Source organism: Chitiniphilus purpureus (assembly GCF_025642115.1).
In the GTDB taxonomy this organism is placed as follows: Bacteria; Pseudomonadota; Gammaproteobacteria; order Burkholderiales; family Chitinibacteraceae; genus Chitiniphilus; species Chitiniphilus purpureus.
In genome coordinates this window covers 978,313-996,598 of sequence record NZ_CP106753.1, presented here as the reverse complement: position 1 = coordinate 996,598, position 18,286 = coordinate 978,313, and the positions used below count along the sequence as shown (strand labels likewise).

Below are 18,286 nucleotides of genomic sequence, written 5' to 3'. Positions count from 1 at the left end.
CCCGGCCACCAAACCATGCATATACCTGCATGACAATACAATCTGCGGAGCGGGGAATCCGGTGCAACACACCTGCCGCCGGCCGCGCCGCGCCCCAGGGTGTCCACCGCATCGGCAGGTGCTTGCCGATGCATCCGGACAGCCGGTTTTGCATCTGATCAGGCCAGCCCGTTTCGCCATGCTCCCACCCTTTACCGCCATGCCGCGCCGTGTCCGCATCGCATTCTGGATCACGGTATCGGTACTCAGTGGCATCCTGATCCTGTCAGCCTGGTTCGAGCAACGCCTGCGTGCGCACCTGTCCGGGGTGTCGGACTATGCGGCGCAGGAGGAACTGTGGAACACCATCTCGCTGACCCGCGAGTTCATGAACGTCATCAAGGTCGTCCGGCTCGCCCGCTACGATCCGACCCAGCGTGAAGAGCTGGCGCTGCGCTACGACATCCTGGCCAGCCGCGTGCACACCACGCAAAGCGGTACGCTGCACAACCTCTACGGCATGACGCAGGCGTACCGGCAGTTGCTGGCGCCGCTGAATGCGTTGTTCCAGCAATTCGACCCGCTGTTCGAGGATGGGCTGGACAATGTCGAGATCGAGCGCCTGGCGCAGACGCTGGACCAGCTCGAACCACAGTTCCACCAGACCGTGCAACTGATCCAGGAGCGCTTCAGCGACCAGTTGATCCGCAACCAGCGGCTGATCGTGGCGCTGGGCGAATGGCGCATCGCGCTCCTGGTGCTGCAGTTCCTGCTGTTACTGTTCTTTGCCTTCATCGCGCTGCGCGAACTGTGGCGCAGCGAAACCCGCAGCCGCGAGCTGGAGGAGGCCCGCCGCGTGGCGCTCGATGCGAGCGCGGCCAAGACCCGCTTCCTCGCCAGTGTCAGCCACGAGATGCGCACCCCGCTGACCGCGATCATCGGCTACACCGAGCAGGTGCTGGCACTGAACAGCCTGCCACCCGCGCAGCGCCGGCAGCTCGAACATGTGCGGCAAAGCGGCACCTACCTGTCCAGTCTGATCGGCAATGTGCTGGACGTCTCCAAGATCGAAGCGGGCCGGGTGCACGTGGTGGAAGACACCGTGTGCATGGCCGAGGTGGCGACCGACCTGCGCGGCATCTTCGAACTGCAGGCCGCATCGCGCGGGCTGCAGTTCACGCTGACACTGGACCCGGCAGTACCGCCCTACCTACATCTGGACGGCGGCAAGTGGCGCCAGATCCTGATCAACCTGATCGGCAATGCCATCAAGTTCACCGAGCATGGCGCGGTGCATGCGCATATCGATGCGCTGCAGCCGGCCGACAAGCTGATGCTGCGCATGCAGGTCATCGATACCGGGCTTGGCATCTCGATCGAGGAACAGGCACGGCTGTTCAACCCGTTCGAACAGACCGCCAGCGGCAAGCTGCTCGGCGGCACCGGGCTCGGCCTCGTGATCAGCCGCGACTACGCTCGCCACCTGGGTGGCGACATCACCGTGGAAAGCGTGCCGGGCCGGGGCTCGACCTTCACCGCCACGGTGCATGCCCAGCCGGCGATGGCACCGCCGCCCGCCGATGAAAAGGATGCGCCGCGCCTGGACGGACTCAAGCTGGTGATCGCCGAGGACCAGGAGATCAACCGCGAGCTGATGCGCGACATCCTGACCCAGGCCGGCGCCCAGGTGCGTGCCACCGACAACGGCCTGTCGGTGTTGGACGAGCTGACCACCGATCCGGCCTGCGATTGCGTGCTGCTCGACTACAACATGCCCGGGCTGGATGGCCTTGCCGCCGCCCGCGCGCTGCGTGCCCGCGGCTGGAGTGGGCGGATCGTGATGATCAGCGCGGGGCTGCAACCGGAGCCCGACAAACTGGCGGCAGCCGGCATCGACCAATGGCTGCCCAAGCCGTTCTCGGCGCTGCGCCTGCTGCAGGCCGCCCGCGGCGAGGTCCAGGAAGGCGCGGCCCCTGCCGCTGCCGTGCAATCCGAACTGCTTGAATCGCTGGAAACCATGTGCGGCCGGCTGGGCTGCACCCCGCAGCGCTGGTTGGAGCTGGCCGAGCGCGGTCTGGCCCGGGTCGAGACCTTGCTTGCCCACTACGCCAACAGCGACAATACCCAAGACAAGCAACGGCATGCCCACAGCGCCCGTGGCATCGCACTGCAGATCGGCGCCACGGCCCTGGCCACGGCGCTCGCCGACCTGGAGCAGCACCCGGACACGGCGCCCACCACCCCGGTCCGCGAATGCTACGCACAGACCCGCGCTGCCGTCGCCGAGCTGGCCCAGACCAATTTCCTGTCAGGCACAACCAGGGATGCCCCATGATCAAGCGTCTTTTCTTCTTCCTTGTCGGATGCGCGTTGCTGGCCCCGCAACCGGGATGGGCCCGCGACAAGACCGGGACGCCACTGCTGGTGGTCAGCGGCAACCTGGTGCAGCACGGCAAGGCCCGCGCACCACTGGTCTTCGATGAGGCCACGCTGCGCGCACTGCCCCAGCATACGTTCACGGTCGCGACGCCCTGGCATCCGCGGGCGCAGCGTTTCGAAGGTCCACTGCTGCGCGACGTGCTCGCCGCCGCCGGTGCGGCCGGCCAGACCCTGTCGCTGCGCGCCCTCAACGACTACGTGATCACCATTCCGCTTGAGGATGCCGAGCAGTACGACGTGATCCTGGCCCGCAAGCGCAACGGCAAGCCGATGACGGTACGCGACAAGGGGCCGCTGTTCGTGATCTACCCGTTCCATCAACATCCCGAACTGCGTCAGGCCGAGTACTACCGCCGCTGTGTCTGGCAGCTCGCGGAAATCATCGTGCACTGATCCGTGCGGCGTGGCGCGCTACAGCGGCCAGATCGCCAGCAGCAGCGGCAGCAGGATCGAGGTCAGCACCGCATTCAACCCCATCGCCAGTCCGGCGAACGCGCCCGCCGTCTCGGAGACCTGCAGCGCCCGCGCGGTGCCGATGCCGTGCGCGGCCACGCCCAGCGCAAAACCCTGCACCATGGGCTCGTGCACGCGCAGCCAGCGCAGCAACGGGATGCCGGCCACGGCACCGAACATGCCGGTCAGGATCACCACGCCGGCGGCCAGCGCCGGCAGGCCGCCCAGATGTTCCGCCAGCGCCATCGCCACCGGTGTGGTCACCGATTTGGGTGCGAACGAGATCAGTGAGGCGGCCGACAGCCCGAACAACCGGCCCAGCAGCAGCGCGCTGGCGATGCCCACGCTGCCGCCCACCAGCAGGGCGAGCGACAACGGCACCAGCGAGGCGCGCACCTGGTGCAGATTGAGATAGAGCGGCACGGCCAGCGCCACCGTGGCCGGCCCGAGCAGCAGGTGTATCGCCTCGACCCGGGCAAAGTAGTCGCCGTACGGCACCCCGGTGGCGTGCAGGAGGCCGATCAGCGCCAGCACCGTCAACAGCACCGGATTCAGCAGCGGCAGCCGGTGCAGACTGCGGTGGAGCTTGTCGGCCAGCAGGTACACCGCCGCGGTGATCACCAGCCACAGCCCTGGGTGGGTCTGCAACCATGCCCAGACCACCCGCGCTTCAGTCATGACGACGCCTGAGCAGCCATTGCAGCGTCAGCGCGGTGGCCGCCAGCGTGATCGCGCTCGACAGCAGCAGCACCAGCAGCATGGCGATGCCCTCGCGCGCCAACGTCGGCCCCAGCGCCATCAACCCGACCCCGGCCGGCACGAACAGCAGCGGCAGGTAGCGCAGCAGGCCGGCGCTCACGCGCGCCAGGCGCGCCGGCACTTGGCGCCGGCCCATCAGCCAGGCGGTCAGCAACAGCATGCCCAGCACCGCGCCGGGCACCGGCAGGCCAAGAAGCCGCCCCACGGCCTCGCCGGCCAGCAGGAAGGCGCAGATCACGGTCAGGCCGAACAGCATCGGAATCTCCAGGACGGTTGGCACGCGGACGGGCGCATCCGCCACGGGGCGGCTACGTGCCCGCGCTCACCACTGCACCAGTTCCACCTGCCCCAGGCTGCGCCCGAGAAAGCGCTCGCCGATGGTCTGGAAGCGCACCGGCACATCGGTCACGTGATAGCGGTAGACGGGCCGCGTACGGCTGGGATTGGCCAGGCCCTGCTGTTGCAGCAGCACGGCCGCCTGGTCGGCGATCGAGATGGCCGAATCGACCAGTTGCATGCGGCTGCCTGCCACTTCCTGCAGCAGCGGCTTGAGCAAAGGATAGTGCGTGCAGCCCAGGACCAGGGTATCGATACGCTCGACGAACACCGGCTTGAGGTATTCCTGCGCGGTCAGCCGGGTGACCGGGTGCTCCAGCCAGCCCTCCTCCACCAGCGGCACGAACAGCGGGCACGCCTGCGAGTAGACGCGGCAATCGGGGTTGAGCTGGTGGATGGCGCGCGCGTAGGCATTGCTGTTGATGGTGGTGGGCGTGCCGATGACGCCGATGCCGCCCGAGCGGGTCAATGCCACCGCATTGGCGCCACCGGCCTCGATCACGTCCAGCACCGGCACCGGCGCATTGGCGCGCACGCGGTCGGCGGCGACCGCAGCCATGGTGTTGCAGGCGATGATCAGCAGCTTGACCTGACGCTGCAGCAGGAAATCGACGATCTGCTGGGTGAAATGCTCGATGGTGGCGACCGACTTGACCCCATAAGGCACGCGCGCGGTATCGCCGAAGTAGGTGATGTGTTCGAAGGGCAGCCTGTCCATCAACGCGCGCACGACGGTGAGGCCGCCGACGCCGGAATCGAATACGCCGATGGCGTGGCTGGGATCAGGGGTGGACATGGAACGCGGGCTCCGGGCGGCAAGCTGTGTAGGCGGCCAGAAAGCCGCAATTCTACGCCCCCCGTCCCGCCGCCAGAAGTGGCCCGATGCAACGGATTGCTACGTCTGCACCGCCCCTTGCGCGCGACGCTGCAGCGTGGAGGCGATCTGCACGCCCTGCTGCCGTAGATGCGCATGCAGCAGCGTGGCGAAATGCAGTGCGTGCGGATGATCGCCGTGCAGGCACAGGCTGTCGGCCTGCAACGGCAGCCAGGTGCCGTCCTGCGCACGCACGCCGCCGCGCAGCGTCAGATCGGCCGCCTGCGCCAGCGCATGCTGCGGATCGGCAAGCACCGCGCCCGGCTCCCCGCGCGGCACCAGGCTGCCGTCGTTGCGGTAGGCCCGGTCGACGAAGGCTTCGGCAATCACGGTCAACCCGCATTCGCGCGCCGCATCGAGCAGGGCCGAGCCGGACAACCCCATCACCGCCAGCGCGGGATCGATTTCGTGGATACTGCCGGCGATCAGCCGTGCCAGCGCCGGATCGCGCGCCGCATCGTTGTACAACGCGCCATGCGGCTTCACGTAGGCCACGCTCAGCCCCGCCTCGATGCAGACCGCCTTGAGCGACCAGAGCTGCGCGGTCAGGATCTCCACCAGCCGCATCGGTTCGAGCTGCATCGAAACCCGGCCGAAGTGCTCACGGTCCGGATAACTCGGGTGCGCGCCGACCACCACGCCGTGGATTCGCGCCAGCCGCACCGCGGTGCGCATGCTGTCCACATCGCCGGCATGGCCGCCGCACGCGATATTGGCCGACGAGATCAGCGGCATCAGCACCGGATCGTGCGCAAAGCCCTCGCCAAGGTCGGCGTTCAGGTCAATGGTGTGTGCCAACGCAGGTTCCTCTCGATATGGGCGAGCCATGCGCGCTGCGCAGCGAGTGCCGCCAACGCCTCATCGGGCCCGATTTCGGCAAACCGCACCGTCGCGCCCGGATGCAGCTGCCCGGCGCGCCACAGGTCGGCTTCGATCACCACCAGCGGCTTGGCATAGCCACCGGTCGTCTGTGCATCCGCCAGCAACAGGATGGGCTGCCCGCCCGGTGGCAGTTGCACCACCCCCGGCAGCACCGCGTGCGAATCGGGCTCGGCCAGCCCCTCCAACGCCAGCTGCGGCCCGGTGAGACGCGCACCCATGCGGTTGCTGGCCGGCGATACCCGCCAAGGATAGGTCAGCAGTGCGCGCTGCGCCGCCCGCGGCAGCTGCGGCCATTCCGGCCCGGGCAGCACCCGCAGCACCTCGCCGCGCGGCGGCGGCAGCACCGCAGCCGGCTGCGGCATACATGCCGGCAACGGCCCCAGCGGCACCCGATCGCCCTGCGCCAGTCCCCGGCCGCCAAAGCCGCCCAGTCCCGCCAGCAGCCCGGTGGCGCGGCTGCCCAGCACCGGCGGTACGTCGATGCCGCCCGCCACGCACAGATAGATGCGCGCGCCCTCACTGGAGAACGCCAGCCGCAGCACGGCGCCTGCTGCCGCCTCGTAGACCCGCCAGCCGGACAACGGCCTGCCATCCAGCGTGGCGGCGACCGGGGCCCCGGTCAGCGCGAACCGGCGTGGCATCTCGAACCGCAGTTGCAGACCACCCAGCATGATCTCCAGCGCCGCCGCCTCTGCCGGGTTGCCCAGCAGCAGATTGCCGACCCGCAGCGCCACGCTGTCGCATGCGCCGCCGGCCGGCACCCCCAGGAACCGATATCCGGTGCGGCCCAGGTCCTGCACCGTGGTCTGCGGCCCGGGACGTCCGATCAGCAGGGTCACGCGATCTCCTCGATCTGGAAACGCACCGTGTCACCGGGCGCCAGCAGCCCCGGCGTCTCGCGGTAGGGGTCGAACAGCGGCGCGTCGGTGCGGCCGATCAATTGCCAGCCACCGGGCGAGGCCAGCGGATAGACCCCTGTCTGCGCGCCGCCGATCGCCACCGACCCTGCGGGCACCGCCAGGCGCGGATCGGATCGCCGCGGCACCGCTAACCGCGGGTCGAGCCCGCCCAGATAGGCGAAACCGGGCAGGAAACCCAGGCAATACACGGTATAGCTGGCGGCGCTGTGCCTGCGCACCACCTCATCGGGCGCAAGCCCGGTGTGCCCGGCAACCCAGGCCAGGTCCGGTCCATGCTCGCCGCCATAGCGCACCGGCAGCGTCACGGTCTTGCCCGGTGCCAGCTCCACGCCGGCGCTGCGCGCCCACGCGCCTTCCAGCGCGCGCGTCACCAGCCGTGCCTTGGTGACAAGCGGGTCGAAATGCGCGGTCAGGTTGCCCATGCCGAGAATCCACTCGACCTCGGGCAGGCGATGCTCCAACACATGCCAGGCAGCCCACAGCCGGCGCTGCATCGCCAGGTCGGCGCCCACGTTCAGCACCAGCGCGCATTCGCCCAGGGGCTGGATCGACGGCGACACCGCACTCATCCGGCCACCCCGTGCTGTTGCAACGCCCAGGCCACGTGCTCGCGCACCAGCGCATCGGTGTCGTCGCGTCGCGCCTGCAGCGCGGCCAGCACTGCCGGCGACGAGGGCGCGTTGCCAAGGCCAACCGCCAGATTGCGCAGCCAGCGCGCGTAGCCGATCCGGTAGATGGGACTGCCGGCCAGGCGCTCCAGGAACTGCGCCTCGCTCCAGGCGAACAGCTCGCACAGCGAGGCATCGTCCAGACCATGGCGGACGGCAAAATCGGGGTCATCGCTGCGGACGGCGAAGCGGTTCCAGGGGCAGACCAGCTGGCAGTCGTCGCAGCCGTAGACCCGGTTGCCGATCAGTGGCCGCAGCGCCGGCGGAATGCTGCCCTTGAGCTCGATGGTCAGATACGAGATGCAGCGCCGCGCATCCACGGTATAGGGCTTGACGATGGCGCGGGTCGGACAGAAATCGAGGCAGCGGGTGCAGCTGCCGCAGTGCTCGGCCGGCAACGGCGGGTCGGCCGGCAGCGCCAGATCGGTCAGCAGTTCGCCGAGGAAGAAGAACGACCCGTAGTCGCGGTTGAGCAGCAGCGTGTGCTTGCCGCGCCAGCCCAGGCCCGCCTGCCTGGCCAGCTCCACCTCCAAGAGCGGCCCGGAATCGACGAACACCCGATGCCCGAACGGCCCGATGCGCTCGCCGATGCGCTCGGCCAGCGTCTGCAGCTTGCGACGCAATACCTTGTGGTAGTCCCGCCCCAGCGCGTACCGCGACAGATAGGCCTTGGCGCCGTCGGCCAGCACCGCTTCACTGGCCGCTGCCGCCGGCGGCAGGTAGGGCAGGAACACGCTGATCACGCTGCGGGTGCCGGGCACAAGCTCGGCCGGGCGCGCGCGCTTGAGCCCATGCCGTGCCATATAATCCATCTCGCCGTGATACCCGGCATCCAGCCAGGCCTGCAGACCGGCCTCGGCGTGGCTCAGGTCGACGCCGGTGATGGCCGCCCGCGCAAAGCCCAGCGCCGCGGCCCAGCGCTTGATGTCGGCCGCCAGTGCCTGCCCATCCACCTGCCCGTTGTCGAGTCCCATATGCATAGCGCCGATGATACGCGAAAGCTGTTCCTGCCCGACGAAGCCGCCACGCTCGCGCTCGGCGACGCGCTCGCCCACGCGCTGGCGCCGGGGATGACCGTGTTCCTGGAAGGCGATCTGGGCGCGGGCAAGACCACCCTCACCCGTGGCATCTTGCGCGCGCTGGGCTACCCCGGGCGCGTGAAAAGCCCCACCTATACACTGGTTGAACCTTATACAGTTTCGAATTTATACTTGTATCACTTTGATTTATATCGATTTCAAGACCCCCTCGAATGGGAAGACGCCGGCTTTCGGGAGTATTTCAACCCCGACAGCATCTGCCTGATCGAGTGGGCTGAAAAAGCACAAGGGCTGCTGCCATCCCCGGACTGGGTGATCGGGCTCGCACCCGAAGGGCTGGGACGGCGGGCCCGGATCGCCGCAGCAACACCGCTTGGAACCGAATGCCTCGCACGCCTTGTCCTCACGTGAACCCTGATCGCCGCCGGCTGCTGCGCGCATCCGCCGGGGCGCTCCTTGTCCTGGCAGTGCGACCGGTCGGCGCCGCCGCGGACGCGTCGCCCAATGTGATCGCCGTGCGCATGTGGCCCGCCGAGGCCTATACCCGGGTCACGCTGGAATCGGACGCGCCGTTGACCTTCAAGCAATTCCTGCTGCGCAATCCCGACCGGCTGGTGGTCGACCTGGAAGGCGTGGAGCTCAACAGCGAGCTGCAGAGCCTCGCCGGCAAGCTGACCGCCGCGGACCCCAACATCGAGAAGCTGCGGGCCGGCCGGTTCAAACCCGGCGTGGTGCGGCTGGTGATCGACCTCAAGACCGAGGTCAAGCCGCAGGTCTTTACACTGGCACCGGTCAGCGACTATCAGCACCGGCTGGTGATCGACCTGTATCCGGCTGCGCCGGCCGATCCACTGCTGGCCTTTCTGGACGAGCAACGCTCCCCCGCGCCCACCCCCGAGCCAACACCGGTGCAGCGCCCCGCCACCGTGGCACGCGACAGCCTCAAGGTGGACCGGCTGGTCACCGTGGTGCTCGATCCCGGGCATGGTGGCGAGGACCCCGGCGCGGTGGGCCCTGCCGGCAACCACGAGAAGACCGTGGTGCTGCAGATCGCCAGACGCCTCAAGGCACTGCTGGAGCAGGAAAGCAACATGCGCGTGGTGATGACGCGCGACGGCGATTATTTCGTGCCGCTGGGTACGCGGGTACGCAAGGCACGCGCCGCCAAGGCCGATCTGTTCGTGTCGATCCACGCCGATGCCTTCGTGCGCCCGGACGCCAACGGCTCGTCGGTGTTCGCGCTGTCCGAGCGCGGCGCCACTTCCACTGCGGCCAAGTGGCTGGCGCAGAAGGAAAACGAGGCCGATCTGATCGGCGGGGTGAAGATCGACACCAGGGACCTGCATCTGGCGCGCACGCTGATGGACCTGACCCAGACCGCCACCATCAACGACAGCCTCAAGCTTGGCAAGGTGATGCTGGGCGAGCTGGGCAATATCAACCGGCTGCACAAGGCGCAGGTGGAGCAGGCCGGCTTCGCGGTGCTCAAGGCGCCGGACATCCCGTCGGTCCTGGTCGAGACCGCGTTCATCTCCAATCCGGCCGAGGAGCGCAAGCTCGTCAGCGACGACTATCAGCAGCGGATGGCCAATGCGCTGTACCAGGGCATCAAGCGCTATTTCGCCGCCAACCCGGTGCCGCCGGGCACCAAGGTCGCGCAGCGCTAGCTTGGATCGGCATGCAGCCAACGGCCGGCGGAACGCCAGCCTGCCGCTGATATACTGCCGGCTCGCCCCTGTCCTGCCCGCCGCCATGCCCCGCATCCAGATCCTGTCCGACACCCTGGTCAACCAGATCGCCGCCGGCGAGGTGGTCGAGCGCCCGGCCAGCGCGCTCAAGGAACTGATGGAGAACAGCGTGGACGCCGGGGCGCACAGCATCAACGTGGAGCTCGTGGCTGGCGGGACCAGGCTGATCAAGGTGATCGACGACGGCGGCGGCATCGAACGCGACGATCTGCCGCTGGCGCTGCACCGGCATGCCACCAGCAAGATCCACAGCTTCGATGATCTGACCCGTGTCGCCACGCTGGGCTTTCGTGGTGAAGGGCTCGCGTCGATCGCCTCGGTGTCGCGCCTGGTGCTGACCAGCCGCTTCGAGGGCGCCCAGCATGCCTGGCGCATCGAAGCCGACCACGGCGGGCTGAACGAGCCCGAACCGGCGGCGCTGGCGCTGGGCACCACGGTGGAAGTGCACGAGCTTTACTACCAGACGCCGGCACGGCGCAAATTCCTCAAATCGGACAGCACCGAGTTCGCCCACTGCGAAGAGGCGGTCAAACGTCTGGCGCTGGCGCATCCGGCGCGGCAGTTCACGCTCAGCCACAACGGCCGCGCCCAGCTGCGGCTGCTGCATGGCGATCTGGCGCGGCGCGCGGCGCAGCTCCTGGGCGACGAGTTCGTCCAGACCGGCGTGGCGCTGGACGAGCGCGCCGGGCCGCTGCGGCTGTGGGGCATCGCTGGGTCGCCCACGCTCTCCAAGGCCAGTCGCGATGCGCAGTATTTCTTCGTCAACGGCCGCTTCGTGCGCGACAAGGTCGTGCAGCACGCGCTGCGCGAAGCGTATCGCGACGTATTGCACCACGACCGGCACGCCGCCTACTGCCTGTTCCTGGAGCTGGAACCGGAAGGGGTGGACGTGAACGTGCATCCGACCAAGATCGAGGTGCGCTTTCGCGAAAGCCAGGCGGTCTATCGCTTCGTGCTCGCATCGCTGTCCAAGGCACTGGCCGAGACCCGCGCCGGCGCGGTGCCGGCCGGCGTCGACCCTGAAACCGGCGAGATCGCTGCGCCGGCGCACCTTGTCGCCGGCAGCCCGCGCCCACCCGCCCCGCCGGGCGCAGCGATGTACCGGCAGCAGCCGATGCCGCTGCCCATGGCGGCGGAACCCCTGGCGGTGTACGACCGCCTGTTCGGCGACCTGAAGCGACCGGCCGCGATGGCCGATGACGCCGCGGCCGGCTGGAGCGGCTTCGCACCCACCATTGACCGGCCCGCGCTCCCAGCCGAGGACGAGGACGGCATCCCGCCGCTGGGCTTTGCCCTGGCGCAGCTGCATGGTGTCTACATCCTGGCGCAGGCGGCCGAGGGGCTGGTGGTGGTCGACATGCACGCCGCACACGAGCGTGTGGTCTACGAAAAGCTCAAGACCGCGCTGGACCTCGCTCAGATGCCCACCCAGCCGCTGCTGATCCCGCATCTCTTTGCTGCCGACCGCCTCGACGTGGCCACGGTGGAGGACCATGCCGAGGCGCTGGCGGCGCTGGGCTTCGATCTGTCGGTGGCCTCGCCGACACAGCTGGCGATCCGCAGTGTGCCGATGCTGCTCAAGGACGCCGACGCAGTCGAACTGGCGCGCGCGGTGCTCAAGGACATCCGCGAGGTCGGCGCCAGCCAGGTGCTGGCCGGCCGGCGCAACGCGCTGCTCGCCACCATGGCCTGTCATGGCGCCGTGCGCGCCAATCGCGCACTGTCGCTGCCCGAGATGAATGCGCTGTTGCGCGAGATGGAGGCGACCGAGCGTTCCGGCCAGTGCAACCACGGCCGCCCGACCTGGTTCCGGCTGAGCATGAAGGAGCTCGATGGCCTCTTCATGCGGGGGCAGTGAGTGGAACCCGATCGCGACGACCCCGACACGCTGGCCCGGCACCGGCGACGGCAGCCCCCCGCCCTGTTCCTGATGGGCCCGACCGCCTCGGGCAAGACCGCCTGCGCCATCGCGCTGGTCGAGGCCGGCCTGCCGGTGGAGCTGATCTCGGTCGATTCGGCGCTGGTGTTCAAGGAGATGGACATCGGCACCGCCAAGCCCGGCGCTGAGGAACTGGCGCGCGCCCCACACCACCTGATCGACCTGATCAGCCCGGAGCAGGCGTACTCCGCCGCGCAGTTCCGCGACGATGCGCTGCGGTTGATGGCCCGGATCAGCGCACGCGGCCGGTTGCCGGTGCTGGTGGGCGGCACCATGCTCTACTTCAACACGCTGCAGCACGGTCTGCACGATCTGCCGCAGGCCGACCCGGCGCTGCGCGGCGCGCTGCAGGCCGATGCGGCACGCCTGGGCTGGCCGGCGCTGCATGCGCGGCTGGCACAGTTGGATCCGGCGACCGCGGCCCGGCTGCAGCCCCACGATCAGCAGCGCATCGAACGTGCGCTGGAGGTCTGCCTGCTTGCCGGCCGGCCGATGTCGGCGCTGCTGGCCGGGCCGGCGGGCGCGCCGTTGCCCTATGCGCTGCACAAGCTCGCCCTGGTGCCGGGCGAACGTGCCGCGCTGCACGACCGCATTGCACGCCGCTTCGATGCAATGCTGGCGCAGGGGCTGGTGGACGAGGTGCGGATGCTGCGCCAACGCTACGCCTTGTCGCCGGATCTGCCATCGATGCGCTGCGTCGGTTATCGCCAAGCCTGGGAATACCTGGACGGGGACATCGACGCCGCCGCGCTGCGCGACAAGGGCATCTTCGCCACCCGCCAGCTCGCCAAGCGCCAGCTGACCTGGCTGCGCGGCATGGACGACGTGACCCCGCTCGACTGCCTCACCCCTGACCTGCCAGCGCAGGTGGTGACGCGGGTACGCGCGCTGACCCAGGACGCACTCGCGCAAACCCTGGACCTTGGCACCCTCAGACCCTGAACCTTGAAACGGTGTTTCAGGATCTGGTGGGGTGTTTTCAAAAGCTCATCCACGCGCTGGGTCGAACGCGGGCAGGCGCTTGGCGCCGGTGACGAACTGCCAGCGCGGGTAGTCCGGCAGCCCGTCGCGATAGGGTGGCGGCACCTCGCCCTGGATCAGCGGGGCGAAGTATTCGCGCCCCAGTGGCGACAGGTGCAGCCCGTCACCGTTGAGAAATTCGAGCGGCAATGGCTTTTCGCGGTTGGCCACCTCGGCGAGCGGCACGGGCTCGATGCGCCAGCGATACGGCTCGTTGTCCTCGCGCACGATGGCCGGCATCACGCTGCGCAACCCACCCAGCGCATAGCTCACCGCGTGCTCGCCCACCGCGATGGCCTGCGCCAGATCGGTGGCGCTCGCCAGGTGGCGCGCCGCGCGCTGCAGGTAGTCGGCCACCGCCCAGTGGCACTTGTAGCCCAGGTGCTGTTTGACCAGCCCCGCCAGCACCGGCGCCACGCCACCGAGCTGCACATGGCCGAATGCATCGGTGGCGCCGGATTCGGCCAGATACACCCCCTGCGCATCGCGGACCCCTTCGGCCGCCACCACCACGCAGTAGCCGACACGGGCGATGGTCTCCTGCATGGCCCGCACAAAGCGCCCCGCTTCGAACGGCACCTCGGGCGTGAGGATCAGATGCGGCGGGCTGGCGGCGTCGCTCGATGCAAGCCCGGCTGCAGCTGCGATCCAGCCGGCATGCCGGCCCATCACTTCGAGGATGAACACCTTGGTGGAACTGGCCGCCATCGACGCGGTATCCAGCCCCGCCTCTCTCACCGACGTGGCCACATACTTGGCCACCGAACCGAAGCCGGGCGAGCAATCGGTCAGCGGCAGGTCGTTGTCGATGGTCTTGGGGATATGGATGGCGGTGAGGTCGACGCCGTGGTACTGGGCGAACTCGGCCACCTTGAGACAGGTATCGGCCGAGTCGCCGCCGCCGTTGTAGAAGAAGTAGCCGATATCGTAGGCCGCGAACAGCTCGAACAGCCGCTTCAGCTCGGCGCCGTGCTTGAGCTTGTGCCGGCATGATCCGAACGCGCCGCCGGGGGTATGCCTGAGCTGGGTCAGATGTGTCTCGGTGAGCTGCGCGGTATCGATCAGCACCTCGTCCAGCGCGCCAAGGATGCCGTTCTGCGCCGCGAACATGGTACCGATCCGGTCTGGATGGCGCCGGGCCGCGGCGATCACGCCGCCGGCCGAGGCATTGATCACCGGCGTAACGCCGCCGGACTGGGCATACAACGCGTTCCTGGGCATGGGCCTGCCTCTCGCTGCGATCGATAACGAATAGTTTTGCGCAGCGCAACATCGGCGGCATCGGGAGTTTCCGCCAGGGGCGCGCCACGCTCGCCCTGCCGGCTCACGCGTGCAGGTGGGACACCATGGCGGCGGCGAGCGCTGCGCGGGCCTCGCCATTGCCGAACACGTGGTCGGCGCCGCGCACTTCGCACCATCCGGCACCGGGAATCCGTGCGGCGAAGCGTCGTCCGGTCGCCGGTGGCACCGCGGCGTCCTGGTCGCCATGCACCACCAGGGTGGGCATTGCGATCCGCGCCAGCCCGGCCTCGGGGTCGAGTTCCGCCAGCTCCTGACGCAAGGCGCCGCCGATGCGCAGGCCCAGGAAATCGACGCAGCCGTCGGCCAGCGGGATGCCAGCGGCGCAGGCCCGCTCCACCAGTTCGCCCAGGTTGCCCGCGGGCGCAATCAGCGTCAGCGACGAGAGTGCCGCCCCCTGCGCGGCGCGCGCGGCGGCCAAGCCCCCCATGCTGAAGCCTGCCAGGTGCAGCCTGGCATCGGGATGGCGCGTGCGCAGCCAGGCCAGCAGGGCACCCACCTGGCGTGCCTGGTCGGCCACAGTGATGTCCTCGAAACGCCCGCCGCTCTCGCCACAGCCGCGAAAATCGAAGCGGTAGACCGTGATCCCGGCCGCCGTCAGCCGCCGCGCCAGGTCGACGAAGTAGTACGCCAGTTCGATCCGGTGTCCGGTAAAGCCATGCTGCAGCAGCAGGATGTCGCGCCCCACGCCGGCATCGGGCAGATCGCAGCTGCCTGCCAGCGGCACGCCGTCGTCGTCGAACCTCACCTCACTGGTACGCATGCCGTCCTCCCCGGTCGATCCCCGGGACGATACGCCAGCGGGCACGCGGCGCCAATGCGGCATGGCGCATGGGGCAACAGCGGCATCACGTCACGGCGGCCACCGCGGCTACCGGCTCTGGGCCTGGCTGGCCATCTGGGCGCGCAGCTCGTCAACCGTGATCTCGATGCCCTGCGCACGCATCGTCTGCACCATCTGCGCAAGTTCGGCGTCGCTGTACGTGCCCTGCCGGGCACCGGGCAGCATGACGTGCTCGTTCTGGATCAGCCAGGACATCGATGGCAGCGAGGCGATGAACCCGACCACCGCGAGCACATTGATCAGCATGGTCGGCGGTTCGGCCGGCGGGCCGAAGCGGTTGGGACCTGTATCGCCCGGCCACAGGCACAGCCCCATCGAGCCGACCAGCCCCACCATGGATACGATGCTGCCGATCTGCGTGTCGATCAGCAGCACCACGAGCGGCAGCGCCAGCCCCGCCGCGCCCCACCAGCCCGACAGACCGATGTCGTGCAGCCGGAACACCACCAGCCGCATGAAGAGCCACAGCCAGGCCATGCCGAACACCACCCAGAAGCCCTTGAGGAACAGCAACGCCAGCGAGAACACCAGCGTGATCGGGACCAGGGCGAGCACCAGCAGCATGCCGTAGGCCAGATAGCGCATCCGGCCGAGCCGGCCGGTCAGCTGGAGACCGAACAGCCGGGGTGTCTCGTCGATCCCCGGCTGCGTCGCCTCGCCGGGCCTGAGCCCGGATACCGTGCGCGGCCCACCTGCCGCCGGTTGTGCCTGCCGCGCTTCGATCCGGGCCTGGTTCTGCGCCGCCAGCATGCGCGGCATGTCGGTCCCGCAACCGGAGCACAGCGTGCGCTTGTGCTGCTCCAGGTTGCAGGCGGGACATTTGATGCTCTCGGGCACCGCGGCGTCGGCCAGCGCCAGCACAGCCGGTTCCGGTGCGGCAGGCACCGGCCCGGGGAGCGCCGCAGCCTGTGGCGCCTGTGGCGCCTGTGCCGTCGGCCGGGCCGGTTGCGGCTGGATCTCGTCGAACAGCGCCGGGAAGGCCGTATCGGCCAGCGGCTGCCGCCATGGCCGGCCGTCCAGGTGTTCCACCCTCACCGCCGCGCCCGCCTGCCGCAGCAGCGCAAGATAGGTGTCGATCTGCGACTGCGGCAGCTGCTGCTTGATGACGGTGGGCGCCGCATCGAGCAGGCGGCGGCTGCGCTCGGCGTCGAGCTTGAGCAGCGCCGCCAGGTTGGCGTGCACATCGTCCCGGACAAAGCCGGGCAGGATTTCTCCGGTCAGGATCAGGCGGACCGCATCGCGCATACGGGTTTCCATCGGCATATCGACAGGCGGGCAAAATTAAATAAAGATTCAGGTATAAGCAAGTAGCAACCGTGGCTGCAGCGTAAATACCGACCACCGTAGCCCATCGGCTGCCATTGCAACAAAAAACCGGAACATGCTTACGTCCGGCAGCTGCGCAGCCGCGCTTTGCCGCGCCCGTGGTAGAACCAGCCGATCCTCAAAAAACATTCTGTCGATGCGCGAATTCATCCTGGCCGCCCCCTGGTGGCAAATCATGCTGGCCGGCTGCGCCTTCTTCGGCGGCATCTATGTCGCCTTCGGCCTGGTCAACACACTGCTGAGCCGCCACCTGCTGCCCGCCATCGGCCATGGCGGCACACTCGATCCGCGCCCGGTACCACCGGGGCAGATGCGCCGGGAGTTGATGCAATCGACCTCATCCATCCTGCTGTTCGGCTGCGGCATGGTGTTCCCGTGGGGATTGCTGCAGCTGGGCTGGGCGCGGCTCGCCGTCGATCCGCCATGGTGGCGCACCGCGGTCGAGATCGCCGTGCTGGTGGTGTGGAACGAGGTGCACTTCTATCTCAACCACTGGCTGCTGCACACGCGCTGGCTGCGGCGCTTCCACACGCCGCACCATCGCTCGGTGGTGGTGACGCCATGGGCAACCTACAGCTTTCATCCGGTCGAGGCATTGATGCTGGGCAATGTGATCCTGCTGCCGATGCTGCTCCACGATTTCTCGGTGTGGGCCCTCGCATCGGTGCCGCTGTTCAGCCTGCTGTTCAACAGCATCGGCCACTCCAACTACGACTTCCTGCCCGATGCGCACCACGACCGCTGGTGGTTGAACGGCGCACGGCGCCACCACCTGCATCACGCCTGTTTCACCGGCAACTACGGCTTCATGCTCCCGTTCATGGACCGGCTGTGCGGCACCGCGCTGCCGCCGGATGCCGCCGCCGCCCGCATCGCCGCCTGGCGCCAGCAGCAGCAGGGCCGCGATGCTGCATAACCGGCGCGACTGGCAGGCCGTCGCCTACCTCGTCGCGCTGCCGGTGCTGGTGGCGTGGCAGTGGCGGTACGGCTGGCATCCGTTCGCCTACGCCGTCACGCTGTTCCTCACGCTGGGCATCGGCGTGATCCATCACCACCATACGCACCGACGGATGTGGCGAGGCCGGCGCCTGAACCGGCTGACCGACCTGTGGCTGACGCTGCTGCAGGGCCACCCGACCTTCGTGTTCTACCCGGCCCACGTCGCCAACCATCACCGCTACCGGCATGGCCCGCGCGACGTGGCGCGCACCTATCGCTTCGGCGGCGACAGCAACCACCTGTGGGGCTACCTTGCCCACCCGTTCCAGGCGGTATGGGTGCTGTATCCGCTGTTCCTTGGCTGGCTTTCCCGACTGCGGCGGCACCACCCGGGCGCCTGGCGCTACTGCCTGCTGCAGTACGCGCTGGTGACGGCGCTGTGGGCGGGCCTTGCCTGGCTGGACTGGCGGCAGTGGCTGCTGCTGGTGCTGATCCCGCAATTGCATGGCCTGCACTGGCTGCTGGCAACCAACTATCTGCAGCACGCGCACGCCGATGGCCGCTCCAGGCTCGACTACGCGCGCAACTTCGAGGGCTGGGTCAACCCGCTGCTGTTCAACATCGGCCTGCATACGGCCCACCACGAGCATCCGCGGGTGCATTGGTCCGAACTGCCCGCGCTGCACCGCAGCTATCGCGCACGGCTGCATCCGGCGCTCAACGCCGGGCCGCTCGTGCCCTACATGTTCCGCACCTTCATCGCCAGCGTCGTGGTGCCGCGCTGGCGCAGCCGCTCCTTGATGCGCCACGAGGAAACCTGA

At 68.6% G+C, this 18,286-nt stretch carries 18 protein-coding genes; 8 read left to right on the top strand and 10 right to left on the bottom strand.

The window, feature by feature from the left end; genetic code table 11:
• Positions 1-178 precede the first annotated feature (178 nt).
• Together N8I74_RS04335 and N8I74_RS04330 are read left to right on the top strand one after the other, a co-directional pair.
• Positions 179-2,314, top strand: coding sequence for an ATP-binding protein (locus tag N8I74_RS04335; protein ID WP_263125700.1), 2,136 nt, complete (start codon positions 179-181; stop codon positions 2,312-2,314).
• The gene (locus tag N8I74_RS04330) at positions 2,311-2,811 is read left to right on the top strand and encodes a molybdopterin-dependent oxidoreductase (protein WP_263125699.1); all 501 of its coding nucleotides are present in this window, start codon (positions 2,311-2,313) and stop codon (positions 2,809-2,811) included. Before N8I74_RS04335 ends, N8I74_RS04330 begins: the two co-directional genes overlap by 4 nt.
• Positions 2,812-2,829: 18 nt before the next feature.
• Here N8I74_RS04330 and N8I74_RS04325 read toward each other — a convergent pair whose 3' ends face one another.
• From N8I74_RS04325 to queG, 7 genes are all read right to left on the bottom strand, one after another.
• Positions 2,830-3,549: an LrgB family protein gene (locus N8I74_RS04325; RefSeq protein WP_263125698.1), complete on the bottom strand. Its 720-nt coding sequence runs from the start codon at positions 3,547-3,549 to the stop codon at positions 2,830-2,832.
• Entirely contained in the window at positions 3,542-3,886 is a 345-nt protein-coding gene (locus tag N8I74_RS04320; protein WP_263125697.1) for a CidA/LrgA family protein, read from the bottom strand. The genes N8I74_RS04325 and N8I74_RS04320 overlap by 8 nt, the downstream gene beginning before the upstream one ends.
• A 66-nt stretch (positions 3,887-3,952) precedes the next feature.
• On the bottom strand, positions 3,953-4,762 hold the full coding sequence (murI, locus tag N8I74_RS04315) for a glutamate racemase (RefSeq protein WP_263125696.1): 810 nt from the start codon (positions 4,760-4,762) through the stop codon (positions 3,953-3,955).
• Between the two features lie 99 nt (positions 4,763-4,861).
• Positions 4,862-5,638 carry a 5-oxoprolinase subunit PxpA gene (pxpA, locus tag N8I74_RS04310; RefSeq protein ID WP_263125695.1) on the bottom strand — a complete coding sequence of 259 codons (777 nt, stop codon included), beginning with the start codon at positions 5,636-5,638 and terminating at the stop codon, positions 4,862-4,864.
• Positions 5,617-6,561, bottom strand: a complete 945-nt coding sequence (locus tag N8I74_RS04305) for a 5-oxoprolinase subunit C family protein (RefSeq protein ID WP_263125694.1) — start codon at positions 6,559-6,561, stop codon at positions 5,617-5,619. Before N8I74_RS04305 ends, pxpA begins: the two co-directional genes overlap by 22 nt.
• On the bottom strand, positions 6,558-7,211 hold the full coding sequence (gene pxpB / locus N8I74_RS04300; protein ID WP_263125693.1) for a 5-oxoprolinase subunit PxpB: 654 nt from the start codon (positions 7,209-7,211) through the stop codon (positions 6,558-6,560). The genes N8I74_RS04305 and pxpB overlap by 4 nt, the downstream gene beginning before the upstream one ends.
• Positions 7,208-8,284, bottom strand: a complete 1,077-nt coding sequence (queG, locus tag N8I74_RS04295) for a tRNA epoxyqueuosine(34) reductase QueG (RefSeq protein WP_263125692.1) — start codon at positions 8,282-8,284, stop codon at positions 7,208-7,210. Before queG ends, pxpB begins: the two co-directional genes overlap by 4 nt.
• Here queG and tsaE point away from each other — a divergent pair, their 5' ends adjacent.
• The 4 genes from tsaE (at position 8,285) to miaA (ending at position 12,979) form a co-directional block, all read left to right on the top strand.
• Positions 8,285-8,761, top strand: coding sequence for a tRNA (adenosine(37)-N6)-threonylcarbamoyltransferase complex ATPase subunit type 1 TsaE (tsaE, locus tag N8I74_RS04290; protein ID WP_263125691.1), 477 nt, complete (start codon positions 8,285-8,287; stop codon positions 8,759-8,761).
• Positions 8,734-10,017: an N-acetylmuramoyl-L-alanine amidase gene (locus tag N8I74_RS04285; protein WP_408611860.1), complete on the top strand. Its 1,284-nt coding sequence runs from the start codon at positions 8,734-8,736 to the stop codon at positions 10,015-10,017. The genes tsaE and N8I74_RS04285 overlap by 28 nt, the downstream gene beginning before the upstream one ends.
• Before the next feature lie 85 nt (positions 10,018-10,102).
• Positions 10,103-11,956 carry a DNA mismatch repair endonuclease MutL gene (gene mutL, locus N8I74_RS04280; protein WP_263125689.1) on the top strand — a complete coding sequence of 618 codons (1,854 nt, stop codon included), beginning with the start codon at positions 10,103-10,105 and terminating at the stop codon, positions 11,954-11,956.
• Positions 11,957-12,028: 72 nt separating this feature from the next.
• Positions 12,029-12,979, top strand: a complete 951-nt coding sequence (miaA, locus tag N8I74_RS04275; protein ID WP_263126714.1) for a tRNA (adenosine(37)-N6)-dimethylallyltransferase MiaA — start codon at positions 12,029-12,031, stop codon at positions 12,977-12,979.
• Positions 12,980-13,024: 45 nt separating this feature from the next.
• Here the strand turns inward: miaA and N8I74_RS04270 are convergent, their stop codons facing one another.
• The 3 genes from N8I74_RS04270 to N8I74_RS04260 form a co-directional block, all read right to left on the bottom strand.
• Positions 13,025-14,278 (bottom strand): 6-phosphofructokinase, encoded by a 1,254-nt coding sequence (locus N8I74_RS04270; RefSeq protein WP_263125688.1) that lies wholly within the window; start codon positions 14,276-14,278, stop codon positions 13,025-13,027.
• 103 nt (positions 14,279-14,381) lie between these two features.
• Positions 14,382-15,119 carry an alpha/beta hydrolase gene (locus tag N8I74_RS04265; RefSeq protein ID WP_263125687.1) on the bottom strand — a complete coding sequence of 246 codons (738 nt, stop codon included), beginning with the start codon at positions 15,117-15,119 and terminating at the stop codon, positions 14,382-14,384.
• Positions 15,120-15,227: 108 nt separating this feature from the next.
• Entirely contained in the window at positions 15,228-16,445 is a 1,218-nt protein-coding gene (locus tag N8I74_RS04260; protein WP_263125686.1) for a DUF805 domain-containing protein, read from the bottom strand.
• 217 nt (positions 16,446-16,662) lie between these two features.
• Here N8I74_RS04260 and N8I74_RS04255 point away from each other — a divergent pair, with 217 nt between their 5' ends.
• Positions 16,663-17,442: a sterol desaturase family protein gene (locus N8I74_RS04255; protein WP_263125685.1), complete on the top strand. Its 780-nt coding sequence runs from the start codon at positions 16,663-16,665 to the stop codon at positions 17,440-17,442.
• On the top strand, positions 17,432-18,286 hold the full coding sequence (locus tag N8I74_RS04250) for a fatty acid desaturase family protein (protein ID WP_263125684.1): 855 nt from the start codon (positions 17,432-17,434) through the stop codon (positions 18,284-18,286). The genes N8I74_RS04255 and N8I74_RS04250 overlap by 11 nt, the downstream gene beginning before the upstream one ends.

What these genes read in the sequence shown, in the direction of transcription:
- N8I74_RS04250 (WP_263125684.1), top strand. Translation starts at nt 17,432, where the DNA reads ATGCTGCATAACCGGCGCGACTGGCAGGCCGTCGCCTACCTCGTCGCG.
- N8I74_RS04335 (WP_263125700.1), top strand. Translation starts at nt 179, where the DNA reads ATGCTCCCACCCTTTACCGCCATGCCGCGCCGTGTCCGCATCGCATTC.
- miaA (WP_263126714.1), top strand. Translation starts at nt 12,029, where the DNA reads ATGGGCCCGACCGCCTCGGGCAAGACCGCCTGCGCCATCGCGCTGGTC.
- queG (WP_263125692.1), bottom strand. Translation starts at nt 8,284, where the DNA reads ATGGGACTCGACAACGGGCAGGTGGATGGGCAGGCACTGGCGGCCGAC.
- N8I74_RS04330 (WP_263125699.1), top strand. Translation starts at nt 2,311, where the DNA reads ATGATCAAGCGTCTTTTCTTCTTCCTTGTCGGATGCGCGTTGCTGGCC.
- N8I74_RS04255 (WP_263125685.1), top strand. Translation starts at nt 16,663, where the DNA reads ATGCGCGAATTCATCCTGGCCGCCCCCTGGTGGCAAATCATGCTGGCC.
- murI (WP_263125696.1), bottom strand. Translation starts at nt 4,762, where the DNA reads ATGTCCACCCCTGATCCCAGCCACGCCATCGGCGTATTCGATTCCGGC.
- tsaE (WP_263125691.1), top strand. Translation starts at nt 8,285, where the DNA reads ATGCATAGCGCCGATGATACGCGAAAGCTGTTCCTGCCCGACGAAGCC.
- N8I74_RS04285 (WP_408611860.1), top strand. Translation starts at nt 8,734, where the DNA reads ATGCCTCGCACGCCTTGTCCTCACGTGAACCCTGATCGCCGCCGGCTG.
- N8I74_RS04270 (WP_263125688.1), bottom strand. Translation starts at nt 14,278, where the DNA reads ATGCCCAGGAACGCGTTGTATGCCCAGTCCGGCGGCGTTACGCCGGTG.
- N8I74_RS04265 (WP_263125687.1), bottom strand. Translation starts at nt 15,119, where the DNA reads ATGCGTACCAGTGAGGTGAGGTTCGACGACGACGGCGTGCCGCTGGCA.
- N8I74_RS04325 (WP_263125698.1), bottom strand. Translation starts at nt 3,549, where the DNA reads ATGACTGAAGCGCGGGTGGTCTGGGCATGGTTGCAGACCCACCCAGGG.
- N8I74_RS04320 (WP_263125697.1), bottom strand. Translation starts at nt 3,886, where the DNA reads ATGCTGTTCGGCCTGACCGTGATCTGCGCCTTCCTGCTGGCCGGCGAG.
- mutL (WP_263125689.1), top strand. Translation starts at nt 10,103, where the DNA reads ATGCCCCGCATCCAGATCCTGTCCGACACCCTGGTCAACCAGATCGCC.
- N8I74_RS04260 (WP_263125686.1), bottom strand. Translation starts at nt 16,445, where the DNA reads ATGCGCGATGCGGTCCGCCTGATCCTGACCGGAGAAATCCTGCCCGGC.
- pxpB (WP_263125693.1), bottom strand. Translation starts at nt 7,211, where the DNA reads ATGAGTGCGGTGTCGCCGTCGATCCAGCCCCTGGGCGAATGCGCGCTG.